Consider the following 18,000-nt stretch of genomic DNA (forward strand, 5'->3'; position numbering starts at 1 on the left):
GACGAACATCTTGTCGCTGACAAGATTGCGACGATGGTGCCATCTTGTCAATGACAAGTTAGGGTGACTGCATGGCCTCGTACCACCACGGTGACCTCCGCCGCGTCCTGCTGAGCACCGCCGCCGAGGCGATCGCCGAGTCCGGACCGGCCGCGCTGAGCCTGCGTGAGCTGGCTCGGCGCGCCGGGGTCTCGCACGCCGCGCCGGCGCACCACTTCGGCGACAAGGCCGGGCTGCTCACCGCGTTCGCCACCCAGGGCTTCGACCTGCTCGCCGACGCGTTGCGGCAGGCCGGGGTCGACCTGCTCGACACCGGCGTGGCCTACGTCGGGTTCGCGGTGCGGCACCGGGCGCACTTCGACGTCATGTTCCGGCCCGAGCTGTACCGGGCCGACGACCCGGAGCTGGTCGCCGCCCGCGCCCGCTCCGGCGACGTGCTGCGCGAGGGGGTGGCCCGGCACACCGGGCGGGAGCCGGACGCCGACGCGCTCGCCGCCTGGTCGATCGTGCACGGCTTCGCCACGCTCTGGCTCTCCGGCGCGCTGCCGCCACGGGTGGGCGACGACCCGGAGGCTGCCGCCCGTACCGTGATCAGGCGGTTGTTCGACTGAGCGGGACCGAACGTCACCAGCTCGTCGGCAGCGGCATCCCCTCGGTGTAGCCGGCGGCGCTCTGCACACCGACGAGCGCCCGCTCGTGGAACTCCTCCAGGCTGCGCGCGCCCGCGTACGTGAACGCGCTGCGCACCCCGGAGATGATCTCGTCGATCAGGTCCTCGACGCCGGGCCGGCTCGGGTCCAGATACATCCGGGCCGAGGAGATGCCCTCCTCGAAGATCGCCTTCCGGGCCCTGTCGAACGCGCTGTCCTCGGCCGTACGGGCGCTCACCGCACGCGAGGACGCCATGCCGAAGCTCTCCTTGTAGCGCCGCCCGTCGGCATCGGTGTAGAGGTCGCCGGGGGACTCGTAGGTGCCGGCGAACCAGGAGCCGATCATCACGTTCGACGCGCCCGCGGCCAGCGCCAGCGCCACGTCGCGCGGGTGGCGTACGCCGCCGTCGGCCCACACGTGCCGCCCCAGCGAGCGGGCCGCCGCCGCGCAGTCGAGCACCGCGGAGAACTGCGGACGGCCCACCCCGGTCATCATCCGGGTGGTGCACATCGCGCCCGGCCCGACACCCACCTTCACGATGTCCGCACCGGCGTCAACCAGGTCGCGTACGCCATCAGCGGTGACCACGTTCCCCGCCGCCACCGGCACCGGCGGGTCCAGCCGGCGGACCGCCCGCAGCGCCTGGAGCATCCGCTCCTGGTGCCCGTGCGCGGTGTCCACGACGAGCGTGTCCACCCCGGCCTCCAGCAGCGCGGCGGCCTTGCCGGTGACGTCGCCGTTGATGCCCACGGCGGCGGCGATCCGCAACCGCCCCCGGTCGTCCACCGCGGGCTTGTACAGCGTGGCGCGTAGCGCGCCCTGCCGGGTCAGCACCCCGACCAGGCGGCCGTCGCCGTCCACCACCGGCGCGATCCGCCGCCGGCCCGCCGACAGCCGGTCGAATCCGGTACGCGGGTCCGCGTCCGCCGGCACGGTGTGCAGCTCGGTCGACATCACGTGCCGGAGCTGGGCGAAGCGGTCCACCCCGACGGTGTCCGCCTCGGTCACCACGCCCATCGGCCGGCCGTCCCCGTCGACCACCACCACCGCGCCGTGCGACCGCTTCGGCAGCAGGTGGATGGCGTCGCCGACGGTGTCGGTCGGGCCGAGGGCGATCGCCGTGTCGTGCACCAGGTGCCGCTGCTTGACCCAGCCCACCACGTCGGCGACGACCTCGATCGGGATGTCCTGCGGGATCACCGCCACCGCGCCGCGCCGGGCCACCGTCTCGGCCATCCGCCGGCCGGCGACGGCCGTCATGTTCGCCACCACGAGCGGGATCGTGGTACCCGTCCCGTCGGTGGTGGCCAGGTCGACGTCGAGCCGGGAGCCCACCTCGGACCGGTTGGGCGCCATGAAGACGTCGTTGTAGGTCAGGTCGTGCGCGGGGACCGCGCCGTGAAGGAACCGCACCCGGCCATCATTCCCGCCCCGGGCCGTGCCCGCCCCCGGTGGTGGCTCACACCACCCGGCCTCGCGCTGTTAAGAAGGGGCCCCTTCACTACCTCAGGCGTTAAGAAGGGGCCCTTCCTTACACCTCAGGCGATGGTGCAGATCGCGGCGCCGGACGTGATCACCGCGCCGACCTCGGCGGCGAGCCCGCTGACCGTGCCGGCCTTGTGCGCGTGCAGCGGCTGCTCCATCTTCATCGCCTCCAGCACCACGACCAGGTCGCCCTCGGCCACCTCGTCGCCGTCGGCGACCGCGATCTTGACGATCGTGCCCTGCATCGGGGAGGTGAGCGTGTCGCCGCTGACCGCGGCGCCCGCCTTGCCTCCGCCGCCCCGGCGGGCCGGCTTCTTCGCGGCGGGCGCGGCTGCCGCCGTACCCGCGCCGAGCCCGGCGGGGAGGACGACCTCCAGCCGCTTGCCGCCCACCTCGACCACGACGGTCTCGCGCTCGGCCGGCTCGTCGGCGGCGCCGGCGGCGGCGGTGAACGCCGGTACGGTGTTGTCCCACTCGGTCTCGATCCACCGGGTGTGCACGGTGAACGGTTCGGCGGTGAACGCCTCGTCGCGGATCACCAGGCGGTGGAAGGGCAGCGCGGTGGCCATGCCGTCGACCACCATCTCGTCGAGCGCCCGGCGGGCCCGCTCCAGCGCCTCGGCGCGCGTCTCGCCGACGATGATCACCTTGGCGAGCAGCGAGTCGAAGTTGCCGCCGATCACGTCGCCGGCCGAGATGCCGGTGTCCACCCGCACGCCCGGCCCGGAGGGCAGGCGCAGCGCGGTGACGGTGCCCGGGGCGGGCAGGAAGTTGCGGCCCGGGTCCTCGCCGTTGATCCGGAACTCGATGGCGTGTCCGCGCGGCGTCGGGTCCTCGGTGAAGCGCAGCTTCTCCCCGTCGGCGATGCGGAACTGCTCGCGTACCAGGTCGATGCCGGCGGTCTCCTCGGTCACCGGGTGCTCGACCTGCAGCCGCGTGTTCACCTCCAGGAAGGAGATCGTGCCGTCCGCGCCGACCAGGTATTCCACGGTGCCGGCGCCGTGGTAGCCGGCCTCGCGGCAGATGGCCTTGGCGCTGTCGTGGATCTGGGCGCGCTGGGCGTCGGTGAGGAACGGCGCGGGCGCCTCCTCGACCAGCTTCTGGTGCCGGCGCTGCAACGAGCAGTCCCGGGTGCCCACCACGATCACGTTGCCGTGCTGGTCGGCCAGCACCTGCGCCTCGACGTGGCGCGGCTTGTCGAGGTAGCGCTCGACGAAGCACTCGCCCCGGCCGAACGCGGCGACCGCCTCGCGGGTGGCCGACTCGAACAGGTGCGGGATCTCCTCCATGGTGCGGGCGACCTTGAGGCCGCGCCCGCCACCGCCGAAGGCGGCCTTGATGGCGACCGGCAGGCCGTGGTCGACGGCGAACGCCATCACCTCGTCCGCGTTGCCCACCGGGTCCGGGGTGCCGGGCACCAGCGGCGCGCCGGCCCGCTGCGCGATGTGCCGGGCGGTCACCTTGTCGCCGAGGTCGCGGATCGCCTGCGGGGTAGGGCCGATCCAGGTGAGCCCGGCGTCGATGACGGCCTGGGCGAAGTCGGCGTTCTCGGAGAGGAAGCCGTAGCCGGGGTGCACCGCGTCCGCGCCGGACCGGGCCGCGACGTCGATCAGCTTGTCGATGCGCAGGTAGCTGTCCGCGGCGGTGTCGCCGCCGAGCGCGTACGCCTCGTCGGCGAGCGTGGCGTGCAGGGCGTCCCGGTCGGAGTCCGCGTAGACGGCGACGCTCGCCAGGCCGGCGTCGCGACAGGCGCGAATGACGCGGACGGCGATCTCGCCGCGGTTGGCGATGAGAACCTTGCGCACCTTGAGGCTCCTCCCGGGAGGTCGTTGCCGGGAGTTTAGCGGCCTACCTGCGGAGCCTAACGATCGCTCAGTGTGGGATGCGGCACTGTAGTCAAATTTGCCTATTACGCTTGTCGGGTGTCGGCAACGAGGATGATGATTCTGGGCCTGGTCCGGTGGATGCAGCCGGTGCACGGCTACGACGTGCGCCGTGAGCTGCTGAGCTGGAGCGCGGACAAGTGGGCCAACGTGCAGCCCGGCTCGATCTACCACGCGCTGCGCAAACTCACCGACGAGGGCCTGCTGCGGACCGTCTCGGTCGAGCAGGTGGGCGCCCGCCCGGCCCGCACCACGTACGAGGTGACGGCGAAGGGGGAGGACGAGTTCGAGACGCTGCTGCGCGCGCAGTGGTGGCAGGTGCAGGAGCCGCCGGACCCGTTCGTGGCGGCGTTCTCCTTCCTGCCGGCGATGCCGCGCGAGGAGGCCGCGGCGGCGCTGCGCAACCGGGCGAACCTCCTTCGCGCCGGGGTCGAGTCGATGCGCGCCTCGCTCGACTCGGACTGGGTACGCACCCGCAAGCCGGTGCACGTCGGGTGGATGTTCGAGCTGTGGCTGGCCCGCGCCGAGGCGGAGACGGCGTGGTGCGAGCGGATCGCGGAGCGGATCGAGTCGGGAGTGTCGTACCTGCCGGATGGGATGGAGCGGGCCGAGGGCTGGTCGGGCTGGACCGACGGCTCCCGATGACACGACATAATCAACGTTGACCAAAGAAGCTATATCGCGTTAGCCTCGGCAGGAATCGCGGGGGATTCGTGCGTCCTCGCGGACGATCGGCGGCCGGTCAGGCCCGCCCGGACGACCAGGAGCAGAAATGATCGAGACCAGGGGGTTGCGGAAGTCGTACCGCTCCCGCGAGGTTCGCGAGACGAAGACCGTGGACGCCGTCCGCGGCGTCAACCTCGACGTCGCCGAGGGGGAGATCTTCGGCTTCCTCGGGCCCAACGGCGCCGGCAAGACCACCACGCTGCGGATGCTCGCCACGCTCATCGAGCCGGACGGCGGCGAGGCCACTGTGGCCGGCGCCGACCTGCGCAAGGACCCGGCCGAGGTGCGCCGCCGGATCGGGTACGTGGCCCAGGGCGGCAGCACCTGGGACGAGTCGAGCGCCCGCGAGGAGCTGGTGCTCCAGGCCCGCCTCTACGGCATCAGCAAGGCCGAGGCGCACCGACGCGCCGAGCGCGCGCTCGAAGCCTTCCAGCTCACCGAGTACGCCGACCGCAAGTGCAAGACCTACTCCGGCGGCCAGCGCCGGCGGGTCGAGATCGCGCTCGGCATCATCCACGAGCCGAAGATCGTCTTCCTGGACGAGCCGACCACCGGCCTCGACCCGCAGAGCCGCGCGCACATGTGGGACGAGATCCGCCGGCTGCGTACCGAGGGGATGACCGTCTTCATCACCACGCACTACCTGGACGAGGCGGACGCGCTCTGCGACCGCATCGCGATCATGGATCACGGCGAGATCGTCGCCGAGGGCACGCCGGCCGAGCTGAAGCGGGAGATCTCCGGCGAGGTGGTGATCGTCGGACTGGACGCCCCGAGCACCCCGCGCGCCGCCGAACTGCTCGACACCGAGGCGTACGTGAGCAAGCTGGAGACCGTCGACGAGGGCGGCCTGCGCCTCTACGTCGACGAGGGCGCCACCGCCATCCCGCAGGTGCTGCGCCGCCTCGACCACGCCGGGCTGGACCTGCGCTCGATCGAGCTGCACCGGCCCAGCCTCGACGACGTCTTCCTCACCAAGACCGGCCGCTCGCTGCGCGAGTCCTGACCCCCGGAGAAGCTGTCATGAAACTCGCCCGCGACACCTGGCTGATCTTCCAGCGCCAGACGCAACTGCTGCTGCGCAACCCGGTGTGGATCTTCGTCGGCGTCTTCCAGCCGGTGATGTACCTGCTCCTGTTCGCCCCGCTGCTCAAGCCCGCGCTGAACGCCCCGACGCAGGCCGCCGCGTACAAGATCTTCGTGCCCGGTCTGCTCGTGCTGCTGGCCATCTTCGGCGGCCTGTTCCAGGGCTTCGGCCTGATCGCCGAGTTGCGCGCCGGCGTCATCGAACGCTCCCGGGTCACCCCGGTCAGCCGGCTCGCGCTGCTGCTCGGCCGGTCCCTGCGGGACGTGGTCTCGCTGATCGCGCAGGCGATCATCATCACGCTGCTGGCGCTCGCGTTCGACCTGCGCGTGTTCATCGGCAACCTGCTCCTGGCGTACCTGATGCTCGCCCTCATCGCGCTGATGACCTCGGCCGTCTCCTACGGCATCGCGCTCAAGGTCAAGAGCGAGGACGCGCTCGCCCCGCTGATGAACACCGTCGCGCAGCCGGTGCTGCTGCTCTCCGGCATCCTGCTGCCGCTCACCTTCGCCCCCGGCTGGCTCCAGGGCGTCGCCAAGTGGAACCCGTTCTCCTGGGCGGTCGAGGGCACGCGCGCGCTGTTCAACGGCGACCTCGGCAACGACCGCGTCTGGCAGGGCCTCGGCATCATCGCGGTGCTCGCCGCCGCAGGCGTTTTCTGGGCCGCCCGCCAGTTCGCCCGCAGTGTCCGCTGACCAGGGGAGACGTACCTCTCAGGAGGCAGGGGGCACCGGCGCCACGCGCGTAGCGTGGGCCGGTGCCCCGCCTCACCCGTGACCGGATCACCTGGCTGACCTACGCCCAGCTCGGTCTCTGGGGCTTCTTCCTCTACGGATTCGGCCCGGTCGTACCGCTGCTCCGCGACGAACAGGGCACCAGCGCCGCCGTCGCCGGCCTGCACAGCACCGGCATCGCCGTCGGCGCGCTGGCCGGCGGAGCGCTGTTCGCCCCGATCGCCCGCCGCCTCGGCCGCGGCCCCGCCATCTGGCTCGGCCTCGCCGGCGTCGCCGCTGGCGTCACCGCGCTCGGCCTGCTCCGCCCGCTACCGGCCACGCTCGCCGCCGTCGCGGTCATCGCCACCTTCGGCATGATGATCGTCAGTGGCGTCAGCGTGGTGCTCACCGCCCGGCACGGACCCGCCGCCCCCGCCGCGCTCACCGAGGCCAACGCCGCGTGCGCCGGCATGGGCATCCTGGCGCCGCTGACCATCGGCGCCAGCGTCGACGCCGGCCTCGGCTGGCGACCGCTGATGGCCGTCGAGGTCGGGCTGATCACGCTTGTCGCGCTCGCGGCTCTGACCTTCCGGGTACGCGGGCCGAACCGCGCCCCCGCTGTCGCGGCTGCCGGCACACCGGTCCCCGTGGCCGCATCCACCCGGGTGCCCGCCGTCCCCACGTCCGGGGTGGCCGAGGCCGCCGCGCCCGCGCCGGCAGTCCCCGCCGTCGGCGCATCCGACGCCGCCGTGCCCGCTTCGGGCGCTCCCGTCACCGTGTCGTCCGGGGGTGCCGCGCCTGTGCCCGCTTCGGCCGTGCCCGCGCCGGGGATGCCGGCGTCGGAGGTGCCCGCCTCCGGGGTGCGTGGGGCAGCAGGGCGGCTGCCGCGTGCGTACTGGATCGCCTGGGTTCTGATGTCCGTCACCGGGTCGATCGAGGTCTGCCTGTCGCTCTGGACCGCCGACGTGCTGCGGACCCACGCCGGGCTGAGCGCGGGCGGGGCGTCGGCGGCGGTGGCCGCGATCGTCTGCGGCATGTTCGCCGGCCGGATCGCCGGTGGCCGGGCCGCGCTGCGCTGGCCGCCGGTGCCGCTGCTGCTCGGCGCGCTCACCGTCTCGCTGGCCGGGTTCGCGCTGTTCTGGGGCAGTACGGTCGGCTGGCTCGCCGTCACCGGCCTGGTCGTGCTCGGCCTGGGCAACGCGCTGCACTACCCGCTGGCGATCTCCATCGCGCTCGCAGTCGCCGGTCCGGCCGCCGACAAGGCGGCGGGCTGGTCGGCGTACTCGATGGGTGTGGGTTTCGGGATCGCGCCGGTCGCGCTCGGGTGGGTGGCCGACGGCGCCGGCCCGCACCCGGCGTTCCTGCTGCTGCCCGCGTTCATCGCGGTGGCGGTGCTGCTGACGGTGCGGCTGGGGCGTGCCTTGCCTGCGCCGGTCCGCACGACTTGATCGACTCCGTTTCGGCGAGGTGGCGGTATCCGGTGTTCAGGGTTGCCGCCACTTCGGCGAGGTTGTGTTCGGGCCGGCTCAGAGCACTCGGGCGAGTGTGACGCCGTCGGCGATCGGCAGCATGACCGCCTCGACGCGCACGTCCGCGATCACCGCGTCGTTGAAGGCGGCGATCGCCCGGTCGTCGGCGTTGCGCGGGGCGAGCACCCGGCCGTCGCGCAGCGTGTTGTCGACGGCGACCACCGCGCCGGGGCGCATGCGCGGCACCAGCTCGTCCCAGTAGATCGGGTAGCCGACCTTGTCCGCGTCGATGAACGCGAAGTCCAGGTAACGCTCGCGGGGCAGCTCGCGCAGCGTCTGGGCGGCCGGGCCGATGCGCAGCTCGATCCGGTCCTGCACACCGGCGCGCTCCCAGTAGCGCCGGGCCACGCCCGTGTACTCCTCGGAGATGTCGAAGCAGGTCAGCCGCCCGCCATCGGCGAGCCCCCGGGCGATCGCCAGCGAGGAGAGGCCGGTGAACGTGCCCACCTCGACCGCCTGCCGTACGCCGAGCAGCCGGGTCAGGAACGTCAGGAACGCCGCCTGCTCCGGCGCGACCTGCATGACCGCCTCGGCGGGCAGGGCCGCCCGGGTCTCCTCGGCCAGCTCCCGGACGATCTCGTCCGGCGCGGACCCGTGGGCCACCAGATAGGCGTGCAGTTCCGGGGTGAGCGGCAGAGGCTTCGTGGTCATGTCCGGACGTTAGCCGAGATGCTCGATCTCCTGGCCCCCGGGCGCGACCTTCGTCCACAGGTCGACGATGCTCAGCTCCACCTCGGCGAGCAGTCGGCGCAGCAACGGCAGGGACAACCCCACCACTGTGCCCGGGTCACCCTCGATCCCGGTCAGGAACGCGCCGCCCAGCCCGTCGATGGTGAACGCGCCGGCAACGGCCAGCGGCTCGCCCGTCGCCACGTACGCGGCGATCTCCTCGTCGCTGATGTCGGCGAAATGCACAGTGGTCGACGCGACGGCCTCGGCCCGCGACTCGTGCGTCACGTCGATCAGACTGTGCCCGGTGTGCAGGACACCGCTGCGCCCGCGCATCCGCTGCCACCGCCGGGTGGCGTCCGCCGCGTCATCAGGCTTGCCGAGGATCTCACCGTCGAAGGCCAGCACCGAGTCACAACCGAGCACGAGAGTGCGCTCATCCGGCGACGGCCGCAGCCGATCGCGTACGGCCTGCGCCTTCAACCGGGCCAACTCCAGACACAGATCCTCGGCGCGCTCGCTGACCACCTGCGACTCGTCCACGCCGCTGACCAGCACGTCGGGCTCGATGCCAGCGGCCTGGAGCAACTTGCGGCGGGCGGGAGACTGCGAGGCGAGCACGAGGCGCACCGGTACGGAGGTCGACACCCCGCCGACGCTACCGGCTGACCCTCGGCGGCGGGTCGTCGGCACGTCGGCGCCGACGCCAGAACAGGTATCCGCCGCCCGCCGCCACCAGCACACCCAGGGTGGCGAGCCCGCGTACGGTCGCGCTGCTGTCGTCGCCCTTTTCCGGGGCTGCCTCCGCCGACGCCGGTGGCGTGACGTTCGAGGACTCGAAGCCGAGCGGGGGGACATCGGCGGTGAGCGCCGCTACCAGGTCGATGACGCCGTAGCCGTACTGGTCGTCGCGGCCTGGTGGTCCCTTGTCGACGGCGGTGGCGGTCAGCCGGTGGGCGACTTCCTGCGCGGGGAGGTTGGGGTACTTGGAGCGGATGAGTGCAGCAGCGCCGGCCACAATCGCCGTGGCATCTGAGGTACCGGTACCAAGCCGGTAGCCCCCATTGAGACCGGTGCTGTAGATGTCGACGGCCGGAGCGACTACGTCGATCTCCGGCCCAGCAACCGAGATTGCTGCATGGCGCCCCTCTCGGTCGACTCCGCCTACCGCGATAACACCTGGCTCGCGAGCTGGATAGCCGATGAGTGGAGATTCGGAGGTGTTGCCGGCTGCTGCAACGACAACAATGTTTGCGCTAAGCGCGTCCTTAACTGCCTGCTGTAGCTCGACGTCAGCCCCGGCTGTCAGTGACACGCTAATTACCTGTGCGTGTTTTTTGATTGCATATCGTATTGCCATTGCGAGGGCAGCGGATGTTCCGTCCTCATGGGCCGGAGACGTGTAGATCGGCAGTATCTTGGCGTTCGGGGCTATGCCCAAAGCGCCTTGGGTGCTTTGTCCGTTGGCCGCAATTAATCCGGCCATGCCAGTGCCGTGCCCGTCCCTATCTCCTTGGCCGTTTCCGGAGCCGCCCGGGATGATGTCGATTCCTGGCATCAAGCTTTGCGACAGGTCTGGATGCGGCGCCACTCCGCTGTCAGGAACTGCAACAACAACGCCCTCTCCGCGGCTGAGGGTGTGAGCCTTGGATGCCTGCAAGTACTTCAGATGCCACTGACTTGACTCCCCTCTGAGGGAGTTGCCGCCAATGTGGAAAGAGCTTGCCAATAGCAGAACGACAGCGGCAGCAGCTTGGAATGCTGACATATCTAGCGAGGAAGGCCGATTGCAGGGCCCGGGTCTATTGGCCCTTCATCTTCGGGTGCCTGCACGACGGGATCCACCCCCTCGTTGGTTCTCCATGGATTATCGGGGTCCCATTCGACTTCCCTGTCTGGCTTCCTGGGTGCCTTACCCAAGTTTCCCAAACTAGCTGATCCTGAAGTAGGACTGCCGCCGAGCGGATGAAGTCCTGTTGCGCTGAACTGCTGAGAATTCCGCCCCGCTCCTGGCCGGGAACCCGCTCCTCCAGTGGGTGCTGTCCCGGCTGCTCCGCCGCCAATGACGCCGCCCACGGGATTAACTCTGCGAGGACCGCCGCTCGTTGGCTGCGCCAAACCCGGCGGAATGTTGCCACCTATAAGGCCACCTAGCGGTGCTGAGCGCATAGGGCTGGCAGGTGAAACCGATCCAGATGCCGGATTTCCTTGCATCTGGTTGTAGTGAGGAAGGACTGGCCTTGCCGGATATTGTGCCGGAGGGGGTAGCACAGGGCTGCCGCCTGCGACCGATGGCGTGCTCGGCACGGTCGGAGGGCTTGGCAGGGTCGGAGATGTGGGCGGCGGATTCAGTGTGCTGCCCACTCCGCCCAGTATTGGACCCGTGCTGGGCGCTGGAACCAGGGGCGTTGTTTGGGTGGCCGTACGCGGCGGGTTCGTTCTAGCAACAGGGGTTGCCGGTAGTGGAACCGGAATGATCGGCGGGATCATGGGTGCAGCAACCTCTGTCCCGGGCCGCGTGGAGATCTCATCTACCTTCGGGACCGGTTTCGGTGGCGGTTGGCGAAGCATGACCTGGGCGTGCTGTAGCTCGCCGCTCAACCCCGTCATCAACCCGCGTGCCCGTACGTTCAACTGCTCCAAGTCGTCGTCCGTGACCGGGGGCCGTTCCGGCAACCGGCTACCCGCCACCGCCTTCGGGTCGGCGATCGTCGCCTCGTACGCCCGCTTCTGCCGCAGCTTCTTCTCGTACTCCTCGTGCAGGGGTTGCAGCTCGGCCCGCGCGCTGCCGATGGCGCGGGTGGCGGCGGCGAGCGCGTCGTAGTTCGCGGCGGCGGCGTCGTGGGTGCGCTGTACGCGGTCGATGAGCTGGTCGAGTTCGGCGATGTACGCCCGCGCGGCGGCATTGGTCTCGGGTGGCCAGGCCTCGGCGAGGCCGCGCCGGTATTCCCGCAGCCGACTCAGGTGGGTCAGCGCGAGGTCACAGACCTTGCGCCAACCGGCGACCTGCTTCCACTGGCCGGCGGTGTCCTGGTCCTGGAGGCACGCCCACATGCTGAGGACGTCCATCAGCCGCCAGTCGGTCAGCCCGGAGGTGCGTCCGCTGCCCCGTTCGATCACGGCAGGATCACCCGGCTCTGTTCGGGGGCGGTGGGGTCGGCCAGTGGCGGCAGCGGGCGGGCGACGGTGCTCGACGGCCCGGCGAGTGCCCGTTCGACGTCGGTGACCCGTGCGGAGGAGAACGCGTCGGCGTCGCCGTAGTGGTTGGCGATCCGGCCGGCGGCGTCGGCGAGCCGGCCGGTGGCGGGTGCCAGGTCCCACACGGCGCTGACCGCTGCCGTCTGGGTGTCGTGGTGGGCCTGGAGGAAATGGACCAGCTCGATGAAGGCGTCGGCCGGGTTCGGCACCGGGGCCCTCATGTCGTCGGCGATGTACGACAGATGCGGCGAGTAGTTGCGCGTCACCTCGTCCTGGAGGCGGTCGGCGAACTCCCGCATCTGTCGGATGTCGGCCTCGATGCCGCCGTAGCCGCGCAGCCAGCCGGCTGGCTGGTTGTCCTCCGGGATCATCGGAGCCTCCTGCCCGTCACCACACGGTTTCCCTGAGTGAGGTTAGTGGCTCAACGTGGATCCCGGCAGCCCCGCCCGGCGCCGCGGGTGGAACCAGACGTCAGCGGGGCAGGCCGGAGGCCCGCCACGCGCCGGCGCCGGCGACCGGGCCGGCGAGGGCGGGACGTGCTCTGCGCGCCCACTGCGACACGGGGGCCGGCGTGGCGGCCTGGGCCGGGCGGGTACGCACCATGATCGCGCCGACCAGAGCGGCCAGCTCCTCGGCGGTGGGCACGCCGCGGACTATCCGGAACAGCGGCTCTTCGGCAGACATGCCCCAAGGGTAACCGTCACGAATTCGACCTTCGCCGTACAGTGGCGTGCCGACGGTGTAGGCGTCGCAGCGGCCGGGTACGGTTTCTGCGATGTCGAACGCGCTCCCCCAACTCGTCGCCGACCGGTACCGGCTTATCACGCCGCTCGGTCAGGGCGGCATGGGCCGCGTCTGGAAGGCGCGGGACGAGGTGCTGCACCGGGACGTGGCCATCAAGGAACTGGTCCCGCCGCCCGGCCTCACCCCCGAGGAGCGCCGCGAGATGCGCGAGCGCTCGCTGCGGGAGGCGCGGGCGATCGCCCGGCTCAACAACGTCAACGTGGTCCGCATCTTCGACGTGCTGCGCACCGACGGCGATCCGTGGATCGTCATGGAGTACGTGGCGTCGAAGTCGTTGCAGGACACCATCGCCGAGGACGGTCCGGTCTCGTCGGCCAAGGCGGTCGAGATCGGCCTCGGCGTGCTGAACGCGCTGAAGGCCGCGCACAAGGCGGGCATCATGCACCGCGACGTCAAGCCGGGCAACGTGCTGCTCGGCGAGGACGGCCGCGTGGTGCTCACCGACTTCGGCCTGGCCACGATCCCCGGCGACCCGAACGTGACGCGCACCGGCATGGTGCTCGGTTCGCCCGCGTACATCTCGCCGGAGCGGGCGCGGGACGGCACGGCCGGGCCGGAGGCCGACCTCTGGTCGCTCGGCGCCACGCTCTACGCGGCGGTCGAGGGCAAGTCGCCGTACGCGCGTCCGTCGGCGATCGCCACGCTGGCCGCGCTCGCCACCGAGCCGCTGCCGCCGCCGCGCAACGCCGGGCCGCTCAAGCCGGTGCTCCAGGGCCTGCTGCGCAAGGACCCGGACGAGCGGATCACCGCCGAGGTGGCGGAGCGCATGCTGCGCAAGGCCGCCGGTCGCCGGGCCAAGGGCATTTCACTGCTGGACGGCGTACGCCGGCCGGGGCCGAACGGTCCGCGCGTGCCGCGCCCGCCGCTGGTGCCGGCGCCGCGCCCGGCCGACCAGGCCGAGCGCGCGGCGACCTCGGTCTCCGGGGCCGCCACCGGGGGTACGGCCGCAGCCGTCGACCCGACGGCGAAGGTGGCGGCGCCCACCTCGGACGCCGGCCCGACGGCGAAGGTGGCTCCGCCGGCCGCCGATCCGACCACCAAGCTCGACCCGGCGCCCTCCACCGACGAGACCCGGGTGGACGACGAGGCCCCTGTCGACGGCGTCGACCCGGCGCTGGACGAGACGCGGCTCGACGGCGAGCCCGTCACCGACGCCCCGGCGCCGGTCAGCCCGGCCGTGTCCGGTTCCGCACCGGTCAGCCCGGCTCCGGTGCAGGAGGCGCAGTCGACCGGCCGGGCCACGGTGCTGCCGGTCGAGAAGTCCGCGCCCAACCGGCGCAACCTGCTGATCGGCGCGCTGGTACTGCTGCTGCTGGTCGGTCTGGTGGTGGCCGTGCCGCTGCTGAACAACGGTGACGACGGCGACGGCGGTCAGCCGACGGCCGGCACCTCCGCGTCGGCGGCGCCGCCGCCCGCGGCGAGCGAGAGCGCGTCCCCGAGCGCCCCGGCGACCAGTGCGTCGGCCAGCCCCACGCCGTCGGCCAGCCCGTCGGCGTCCGGGGCCGCGTTGCCGGCCGGCTGGCGTCTCTACACCGGCCCGAACGGCTTCAAGGTGCCGATCCCGAACGGTTTCGAGGCGCGGGTCCGCAGCGACAACGTCGTGCTCTACGAGGTCGGTGGCGCTCGGCGGGTGCTGTTCATCCAGTGGACGCCGAACCCGAAGAAGGACGCGTACGCGGACTGGAAGAGCCAGGAGTCGAGCCGGCGCAACTTCGTGCGCAACTACAAACTGGTCGGCATCACCAAGTGCGACCCCTACTTCCGCACCTGCGCCGACTGGGACTGGCTGGAGACGCGCAACGGCGACACCCGCTTCCACGTCCGCAACCGTGGTGTGGCGACCGCCAGCAACCGGGGCTTCGCGCTGCGCTGGGAGGTCCCGGCGAAGGACTGGGACGCCAACCTGGCGAACTGGGAGATCATCACCAAGGGCTTCGTGCCGGACCGCCAGAACTGACCGGGAATCCCGCCGGTCACGAAACTCGCTCGCATGGCTTTCCGTCCTCGGGGGTATGAATCCTCCGACGACGGAAGGAGGTGCGACATGGGTTACCGACGCAGGGACACCGGCCCGCGGCTGGCACTGTGGATGCTCGTTGCGCTCGGCGACGTCGTGCTGCTCCTGATCGCCGCCGGCCTGTCCGCGCCGGTCGCGGTCCTCGGTGTGCTGACCCTCACGATCGCGGGTGTGGCGGCGTGGCGCTGGATGCGCCGGACGCCCGTGCCGGCCTCCGCGCGCCGCAGAGCCTGAGCCACGTACGACGCGACAGTGGGACCGCCTCGCACGGAGGCGGTCCCACTGTCGTAAGCCGGTGGATCAGGTGTTGTTGGCCAGGGCGATCAGCCGGCTGCGGTCGCCGTTCCAGTAGTTGCGGTCCACGTTGCCGCTGATCCCGGAGACGGAGCCGGTGCTCGTGTACTGCCAGAAGCTGTAGAACGGAGCGCCGGCCGGCAGGGTGCCGGGCGAGCTGGCCCAGCGGGCGATCCACAGCGGGTGGTTGGCCCACGGGCCGCTCCAGCTGCCGGTGCACTGGTTCCACCAGCTCGTCGTGGTGTAGATGACCGCGTACCGGCCGGTGCGGGAGCGGTAGGTGTTGAGGAAGTCCTGGACCCAGTTGCGCATGCCGGTGGTGCTCAGGCCGTAGCAGTAGCCGCCGCTGTACGGGTTGCCCTCCAGGTCCAGCGCGGCGGGCAGCGTACGGCTGTCGGCCGACCAGGCGCCGCCGTTGCTGGCCAGGTAGTTGGCCTGGGTGGAACCGGCGGAGATGTTCGGCCGGGCGAAGTGGTAGGCCCCGCGGATCACCCCGGCGTTGTACGCGTTGACGTAGTTCGCGTTGAAGTTCGGGTCCTTGTAGCTCGTGCCCTCGGTGGCCTTGATGAAGGCGAACTGGATGCCCGCGTTGCGCACGCTGGTCCAGTTGATGCTGCCCTGGTAACGGGAGACGTCGATCCCGGGCGTGGTCGCGGCGGCGGCCGGTCCGGCGGTCGCCACGAGGGCCACGGCCGCGGTGGCGGCGGCGGCCAGGCCGGCAGCGAGGAGCCGGCGTACGGAGAGTCTGGTACGGGCCATGGTTGCCTCCAGAGGGACGTCCGTTTATTGACGCCCATCTTTGGAGCTTAGTGCCCTAGATCGCAATAGGGAGCAAGGAAATTTTCATCGACGCCTATCGTTCGCCCAGGTGGCGCGTCGTTTGCGGATCAGCGGAGCGCGCTCGGGTCCATCGCCCAGCGGAACGGCTCGGTGACACTGAGCGTCTCACCCGCCTTGGCCACCGCGTCCTCGACGTAGTGCGCGCCGTCGAGCCGGTGCAGCCGCAGCGAGTGGCTGTCGCCGTCCTGCTCGTGCGAGCTGTAGGGCTCCAAGGGAGCTGCGCTCACCGACCTCACCTCCGCTCCGGCGCCTCGTCCGATCAGTCTCACACTCTATGAGACTCGGCCGGTCGAACGACACGGCTCGGGCCGGTAGGCTCCCCGCCCATGCCCCTGATCGACGGCCTCACCACGCTCTGGGACACGCTGATGAGCGCCCAGCCGGACCCGCCGCCGCTGCTGGTGGTGCTCACCGCCGTGGTCGCGCTCGCCGTGGTCGCCACCCGGCTGCCGTGGCGGATCGCCCGGAACGCGGTCACCATCGCGCACGAGGGCGGCCACGCGCTCGTCGCGCTGCTCACCGGCCGCCGGCTGCACGGCATCCGGCTGCACTCGGACACCTCCGGGCTGACGCTCTCCGCCGGCCGCCCCACCGGGCCCGGGATGATCCTCACGCTGCTCGCCGGGTACGTCGCGCCGTCGCTGCTCGGCCTCGGCGGCGCGTGGCTGCTGGCCGGGAACCGGATCACGTTGCTGCTGTGGCTGGCGGTGGCGCTGCTGCTCGCCATGCTGGTGATGATCCGCAACCTGTTCGGCGTGCTCTCGCTGCTTGTCACCGGCGGCGTGGTGCTCGCCGTCTCCTGGTACACCTCGCCCGAGGTGCAGGCCGCGTTCGCCTGGACGTCGGTCTGGTTCCTGCTGCTCGGCGGCGTACGACCGGTGTTCGAGCTGCACCGGCAACGCGCCCGGGGCCGGATGCCGCAGTCCGACGCCGACCAGCTCGCCCGACTCACGCCGATCCCGGCGCTGTTCTGGGTGGGCGTGTTCCTGCTGGTCAGCGTCGGGGCGCTGGTGGTCGGCGCGCTGCTGCTGGCCGGCCCGATCCTGGCCGACGCGGGGCTCACCGCCTGACAAGCGGCGTATCCGGCGGGCGAGGCCACATAGGGGCAGAATCGGACCCGTGCGATACGTGATCATCGGAGCGGGCGCGGTCGGCGGCACCATCGGCGTACTCCTGGCCGACGCCGGCCACGACGTGACGCTCGTGGCCCGCGGCGCGCATCTGGACGCGCTGCGGGAGCGGGGTCTGACGCTGCGCACGCCGGAGCGGGAGGTCACCGGCCGGCTGCCGGCGGTGGCCGGGCCGGACGGCCCGCCCCTGCCGGCCGACACCGTGCTGGTGCTCACCGTGAAGTCGCAGGACACCGTGGCGGCGCTGACGGCGTGGGCGGACGCGCCGGTCGAGGGCGGCGGAACGGCGGGCGAACGGCTGCCGGTCGTGCTGGCCCAGAACGGCGTGGCGAACGAGCCGGCCGCGCTGCGGCGCTTCGCCCGCGTACACCCGGTGTGCGTGTGGCTGCCCGCCACCCACCTGGAACCGGGCCTGGTGGTCGCCAACGGGCATCCGCACCCGGGCATGCTGCACATCGGCCGCTACCCGAGCGGCGCCGACGACACCAGCCGGGCGGTCGCCGCCGACCTGACCTCCGCCGGGTTCGTCGCGCCGGTGCGCGACGACGTGATGCGCTGGAAGTACGGCAAGCTGCTCGCCAACCTCGGCAACGGCCTCCAGGCGCTGCTCGGCCGGGACGTGCCCGAGGCCCTGTCGAAGCGGGTACGCGCCGAGGGCGAGGCGGCGCTCGCCGCCGCTGGCATCGCGCACACCACAGTCGAGGAGGAGGCCGCCGAGCGCGGTGACCTGGTGTCGCACCGGCCCGTCGGCGGCGAGGAGCGCTCCGGCGGTTCCACCTGGCAGAGCCTGGCCCGGGGCGCGGGCTCGGTCGAGACCGACCACCTCAACGGCGAGATCGTGCTGCTCGGGCGCCTGCACGGCGTACCCACCCCGGCCAACGCGGCGGTGCAGACCGCCGTCCGCCGGGCCGTCCGCGACCGGATCCCGGCCGGCGGCTTCCCGCTCGGCGAACTCGAGAAAATGATCGGCTGAGCGG

General features: G+C 71.7%; 19 protein-coding genes. 10 read left to right on the forward strand and 9 right to left on the reverse strand.

The annotated features are described in order from the left end of the window. Positions 1-71: 71 nt before the first annotated feature. Entirely contained in the window at positions 72-611 is a 540-nt protein-coding gene (locus J3R08_RS03825) for a TetR/AcrR family transcriptional regulator (protein ID WP_209959997.1), read from the forward strand. A 13-nt stretch (positions 612-624) separates the two neighbouring features. Here J3R08_RS03825 and J3R08_RS03830 read toward each other — a convergent pair whose 3' ends face one another. Both J3R08_RS03830 and J3R08_RS03835 read right to left on the reverse strand, forming a co-directional pair. After that, positions 625-2,064 (reverse strand): GuaB1 family IMP dehydrogenase-related protein, encoded by a 1,440-nt coding sequence (locus J3R08_RS03830; protein ID WP_064447646.1) that lies wholly within the window; start codon positions 2,062-2,064, stop codon positions 625-627. Between the two features lie 125 nt (positions 2,065-2,189). Beyond that, positions 2,190-3,941: a biotin carboxylase N-terminal domain-containing protein gene (locus J3R08_RS03835; protein WP_069087149.1), complete on the reverse strand. Its 1,752-nt coding sequence runs from the start codon at positions 3,939-3,941 to the stop codon at positions 2,190-2,192. Between the two features lie 132 nt (positions 3,942-4,073). Here J3R08_RS03835 and J3R08_RS03840 point away from each other — a divergent pair, with 132 nt between their 5' ends. From J3R08_RS03840 to J3R08_RS03855, 4 genes are all read left to right on the forward strand, one after another. Beyond that, entirely contained in the window at positions 4,074-4,664 is a 591-nt protein-coding gene (locus J3R08_RS03840) for a PadR family transcriptional regulator (RefSeq protein ID WP_043326691.1), read from the forward strand. 127 nt (positions 4,665-4,791) lie between these two features. Beyond that, a complete protein-coding gene (locus J3R08_RS03845; RefSeq protein ID WP_209959999.1) occupies positions 4,792-5,751 on the forward strand; it encodes an ATP-binding cassette domain-containing protein in 960 nt (319 codons plus the stop codon). 17 nt (positions 5,752-5,768) lie between these two features. Beyond that, positions 5,769-6,524 (forward strand): ABC transporter permease, encoded by a 756-nt coding sequence (locus J3R08_RS03850; RefSeq protein ID WP_013284036.1) that lies wholly within the window; start codon positions 5,769-5,771, stop codon positions 6,522-6,524. A 62-nt stretch (positions 6,525-6,586) separates the two neighbouring features. Beyond that, positions 6,587-7,990 (forward strand): sugar MFS transporter, encoded by a 1,404-nt coding sequence (locus J3R08_RS03855; protein ID WP_209960001.1) that lies wholly within the window; start codon positions 6,587-6,589, stop codon positions 7,988-7,990. Positions 7,991-8,068: 78 nt separating this feature from the next. Here the strand turns inward: J3R08_RS03855 and J3R08_RS03860 are convergent, their stop codons facing one another. The 3 genes from J3R08_RS03860 to mycP are packed head-to-tail and all read right to left on the reverse strand — an operon-like array spanning position 8,069 to position 10,508. Further along, a complete protein-coding gene (locus J3R08_RS03860) occupies positions 8,069-8,722 on the reverse strand; it encodes an O-methyltransferase (protein ID WP_064447649.1) in 654 nt (217 codons plus the stop codon). A gap of 9 nt (positions 8,723-8,731) precedes the next feature. After that, a complete protein-coding gene (locus J3R08_RS03865; protein ID WP_043326679.1) occupies positions 8,732-9,388 on the reverse strand; it encodes a nucleoside triphosphate pyrophosphatase in 657 nt (218 codons plus the stop codon). A 10-nt stretch (positions 9,389-9,398) separates the two neighbouring features. Then, on the reverse strand, positions 9,399-10,508 hold the full coding sequence (gene mycP / locus J3R08_RS03870; RefSeq protein WP_209960003.1) for a type VII secretion-associated serine protease mycosin: 1,110 nt from the start codon (positions 10,506-10,508) through the stop codon (positions 9,399-9,401). Between the two features lie 885 nt (positions 10,509-11,393). On the opposite strand from mycP, the gene J3R08_RS32605 reads away from it, so the two are divergent. Next, complete coding sequence (locus J3R08_RS32605) at positions 11,394-11,564, forward strand: hypothetical protein (protein WP_209960005.1); 171 nt, start codon at positions 11,394-11,396, stop codon at positions 11,562-11,564. A 292-nt stretch (positions 11,565-11,856) separates the two neighbouring features. Here J3R08_RS32605 and J3R08_RS03880 read toward each other — a convergent pair whose 3' ends face one another. Then, positions 11,857-12,309: a hypothetical protein gene (locus J3R08_RS03880; RefSeq protein WP_069087144.1), complete on the reverse strand. Its 453-nt coding sequence runs from the start codon at positions 12,307-12,309 to the stop codon at positions 11,857-11,859. A 100-nt stretch (positions 12,310-12,409) separates the two neighbouring features. After that, positions 12,410-12,622: an acyl-CoA carboxylase subunit epsilon gene (locus J3R08_RS03885; RefSeq protein ID WP_209960007.1), complete on the reverse strand. Its 213-nt coding sequence runs from the start codon at positions 12,620-12,622 to the stop codon at positions 12,410-12,412. A gap of 91 nt (positions 12,623-12,713) precedes the next feature. Between J3R08_RS03885 and J3R08_RS03890 the strand changes: the two genes are divergently transcribed. Continuing rightward, positions 12,714-14,699, forward strand: coding sequence for a serine/threonine-protein kinase (locus J3R08_RS03890; protein ID WP_166455848.1), 1,986 nt, complete (start codon positions 12,714-12,716; stop codon positions 14,697-14,699). A gap of 87 nt (positions 14,700-14,786) precedes the next feature. Then, complete coding sequence (locus J3R08_RS03895) at positions 14,787-14,993, forward strand: hypothetical protein (protein ID WP_043326669.1); 207 nt, start codon at positions 14,787-14,789, stop codon at positions 14,991-14,993. Positions 14,994-15,059: 66 nt separating this feature from the next. Here J3R08_RS03895 and J3R08_RS03900 read toward each other — a convergent pair whose 3' ends face one another. Both J3R08_RS03900 and J3R08_RS03905 read right to left on the reverse strand, forming a co-directional pair. Beyond that, positions 15,060-15,812, reverse strand: a complete 753-nt coding sequence (locus J3R08_RS03900) for a GH25 family lysozyme (RefSeq protein ID WP_043326667.1) — start codon at positions 15,810-15,812, stop codon at positions 15,060-15,062. A gap of 128 nt (positions 15,813-15,940) precedes the next feature. Continuing rightward, on the reverse strand, positions 15,941-16,120 hold the full coding sequence (locus J3R08_RS03905; protein WP_233514584.1) for a hypothetical protein: 180 nt from the start codon (positions 16,118-16,120) through the stop codon (positions 15,941-15,943). Positions 16,121-16,219: 99 nt separating this feature from the next. On the opposite strand from J3R08_RS03905, the gene J3R08_RS03910 reads away from it, so the two are divergent. After that, positions 16,220-16,963, forward strand: coding sequence for a M50 family metallopeptidase (locus J3R08_RS03910; RefSeq protein ID WP_209960009.1), 744 nt, complete (start codon positions 16,220-16,222; stop codon positions 16,961-16,963). A 49-nt stretch (positions 16,964-17,012) separates the two neighbouring features. Continuing rightward, positions 17,013-17,996 carry a ketopantoate reductase family protein gene (locus tag J3R08_RS32610; protein WP_043326659.1) on the forward strand — a complete coding sequence of 328 codons (984 nt, stop codon included), beginning with the start codon at positions 17,013-17,015 and terminating at the stop codon, positions 17,994-17,996. The last annotated feature ends 4 nt before the right edge of the window (positions 17,997-18,000 follow it).

The sequence above is a fragment of the Micromonospora sp. HB375 genome, from assembly GCF_017872985.1.
In the GTDB taxonomy this organism is placed as follows: domain Bacteria; phylum Actinomycetota; class Actinomycetes; order Mycobacteriales; family Micromonosporaceae; genus Micromonospora; species Micromonospora chalcea.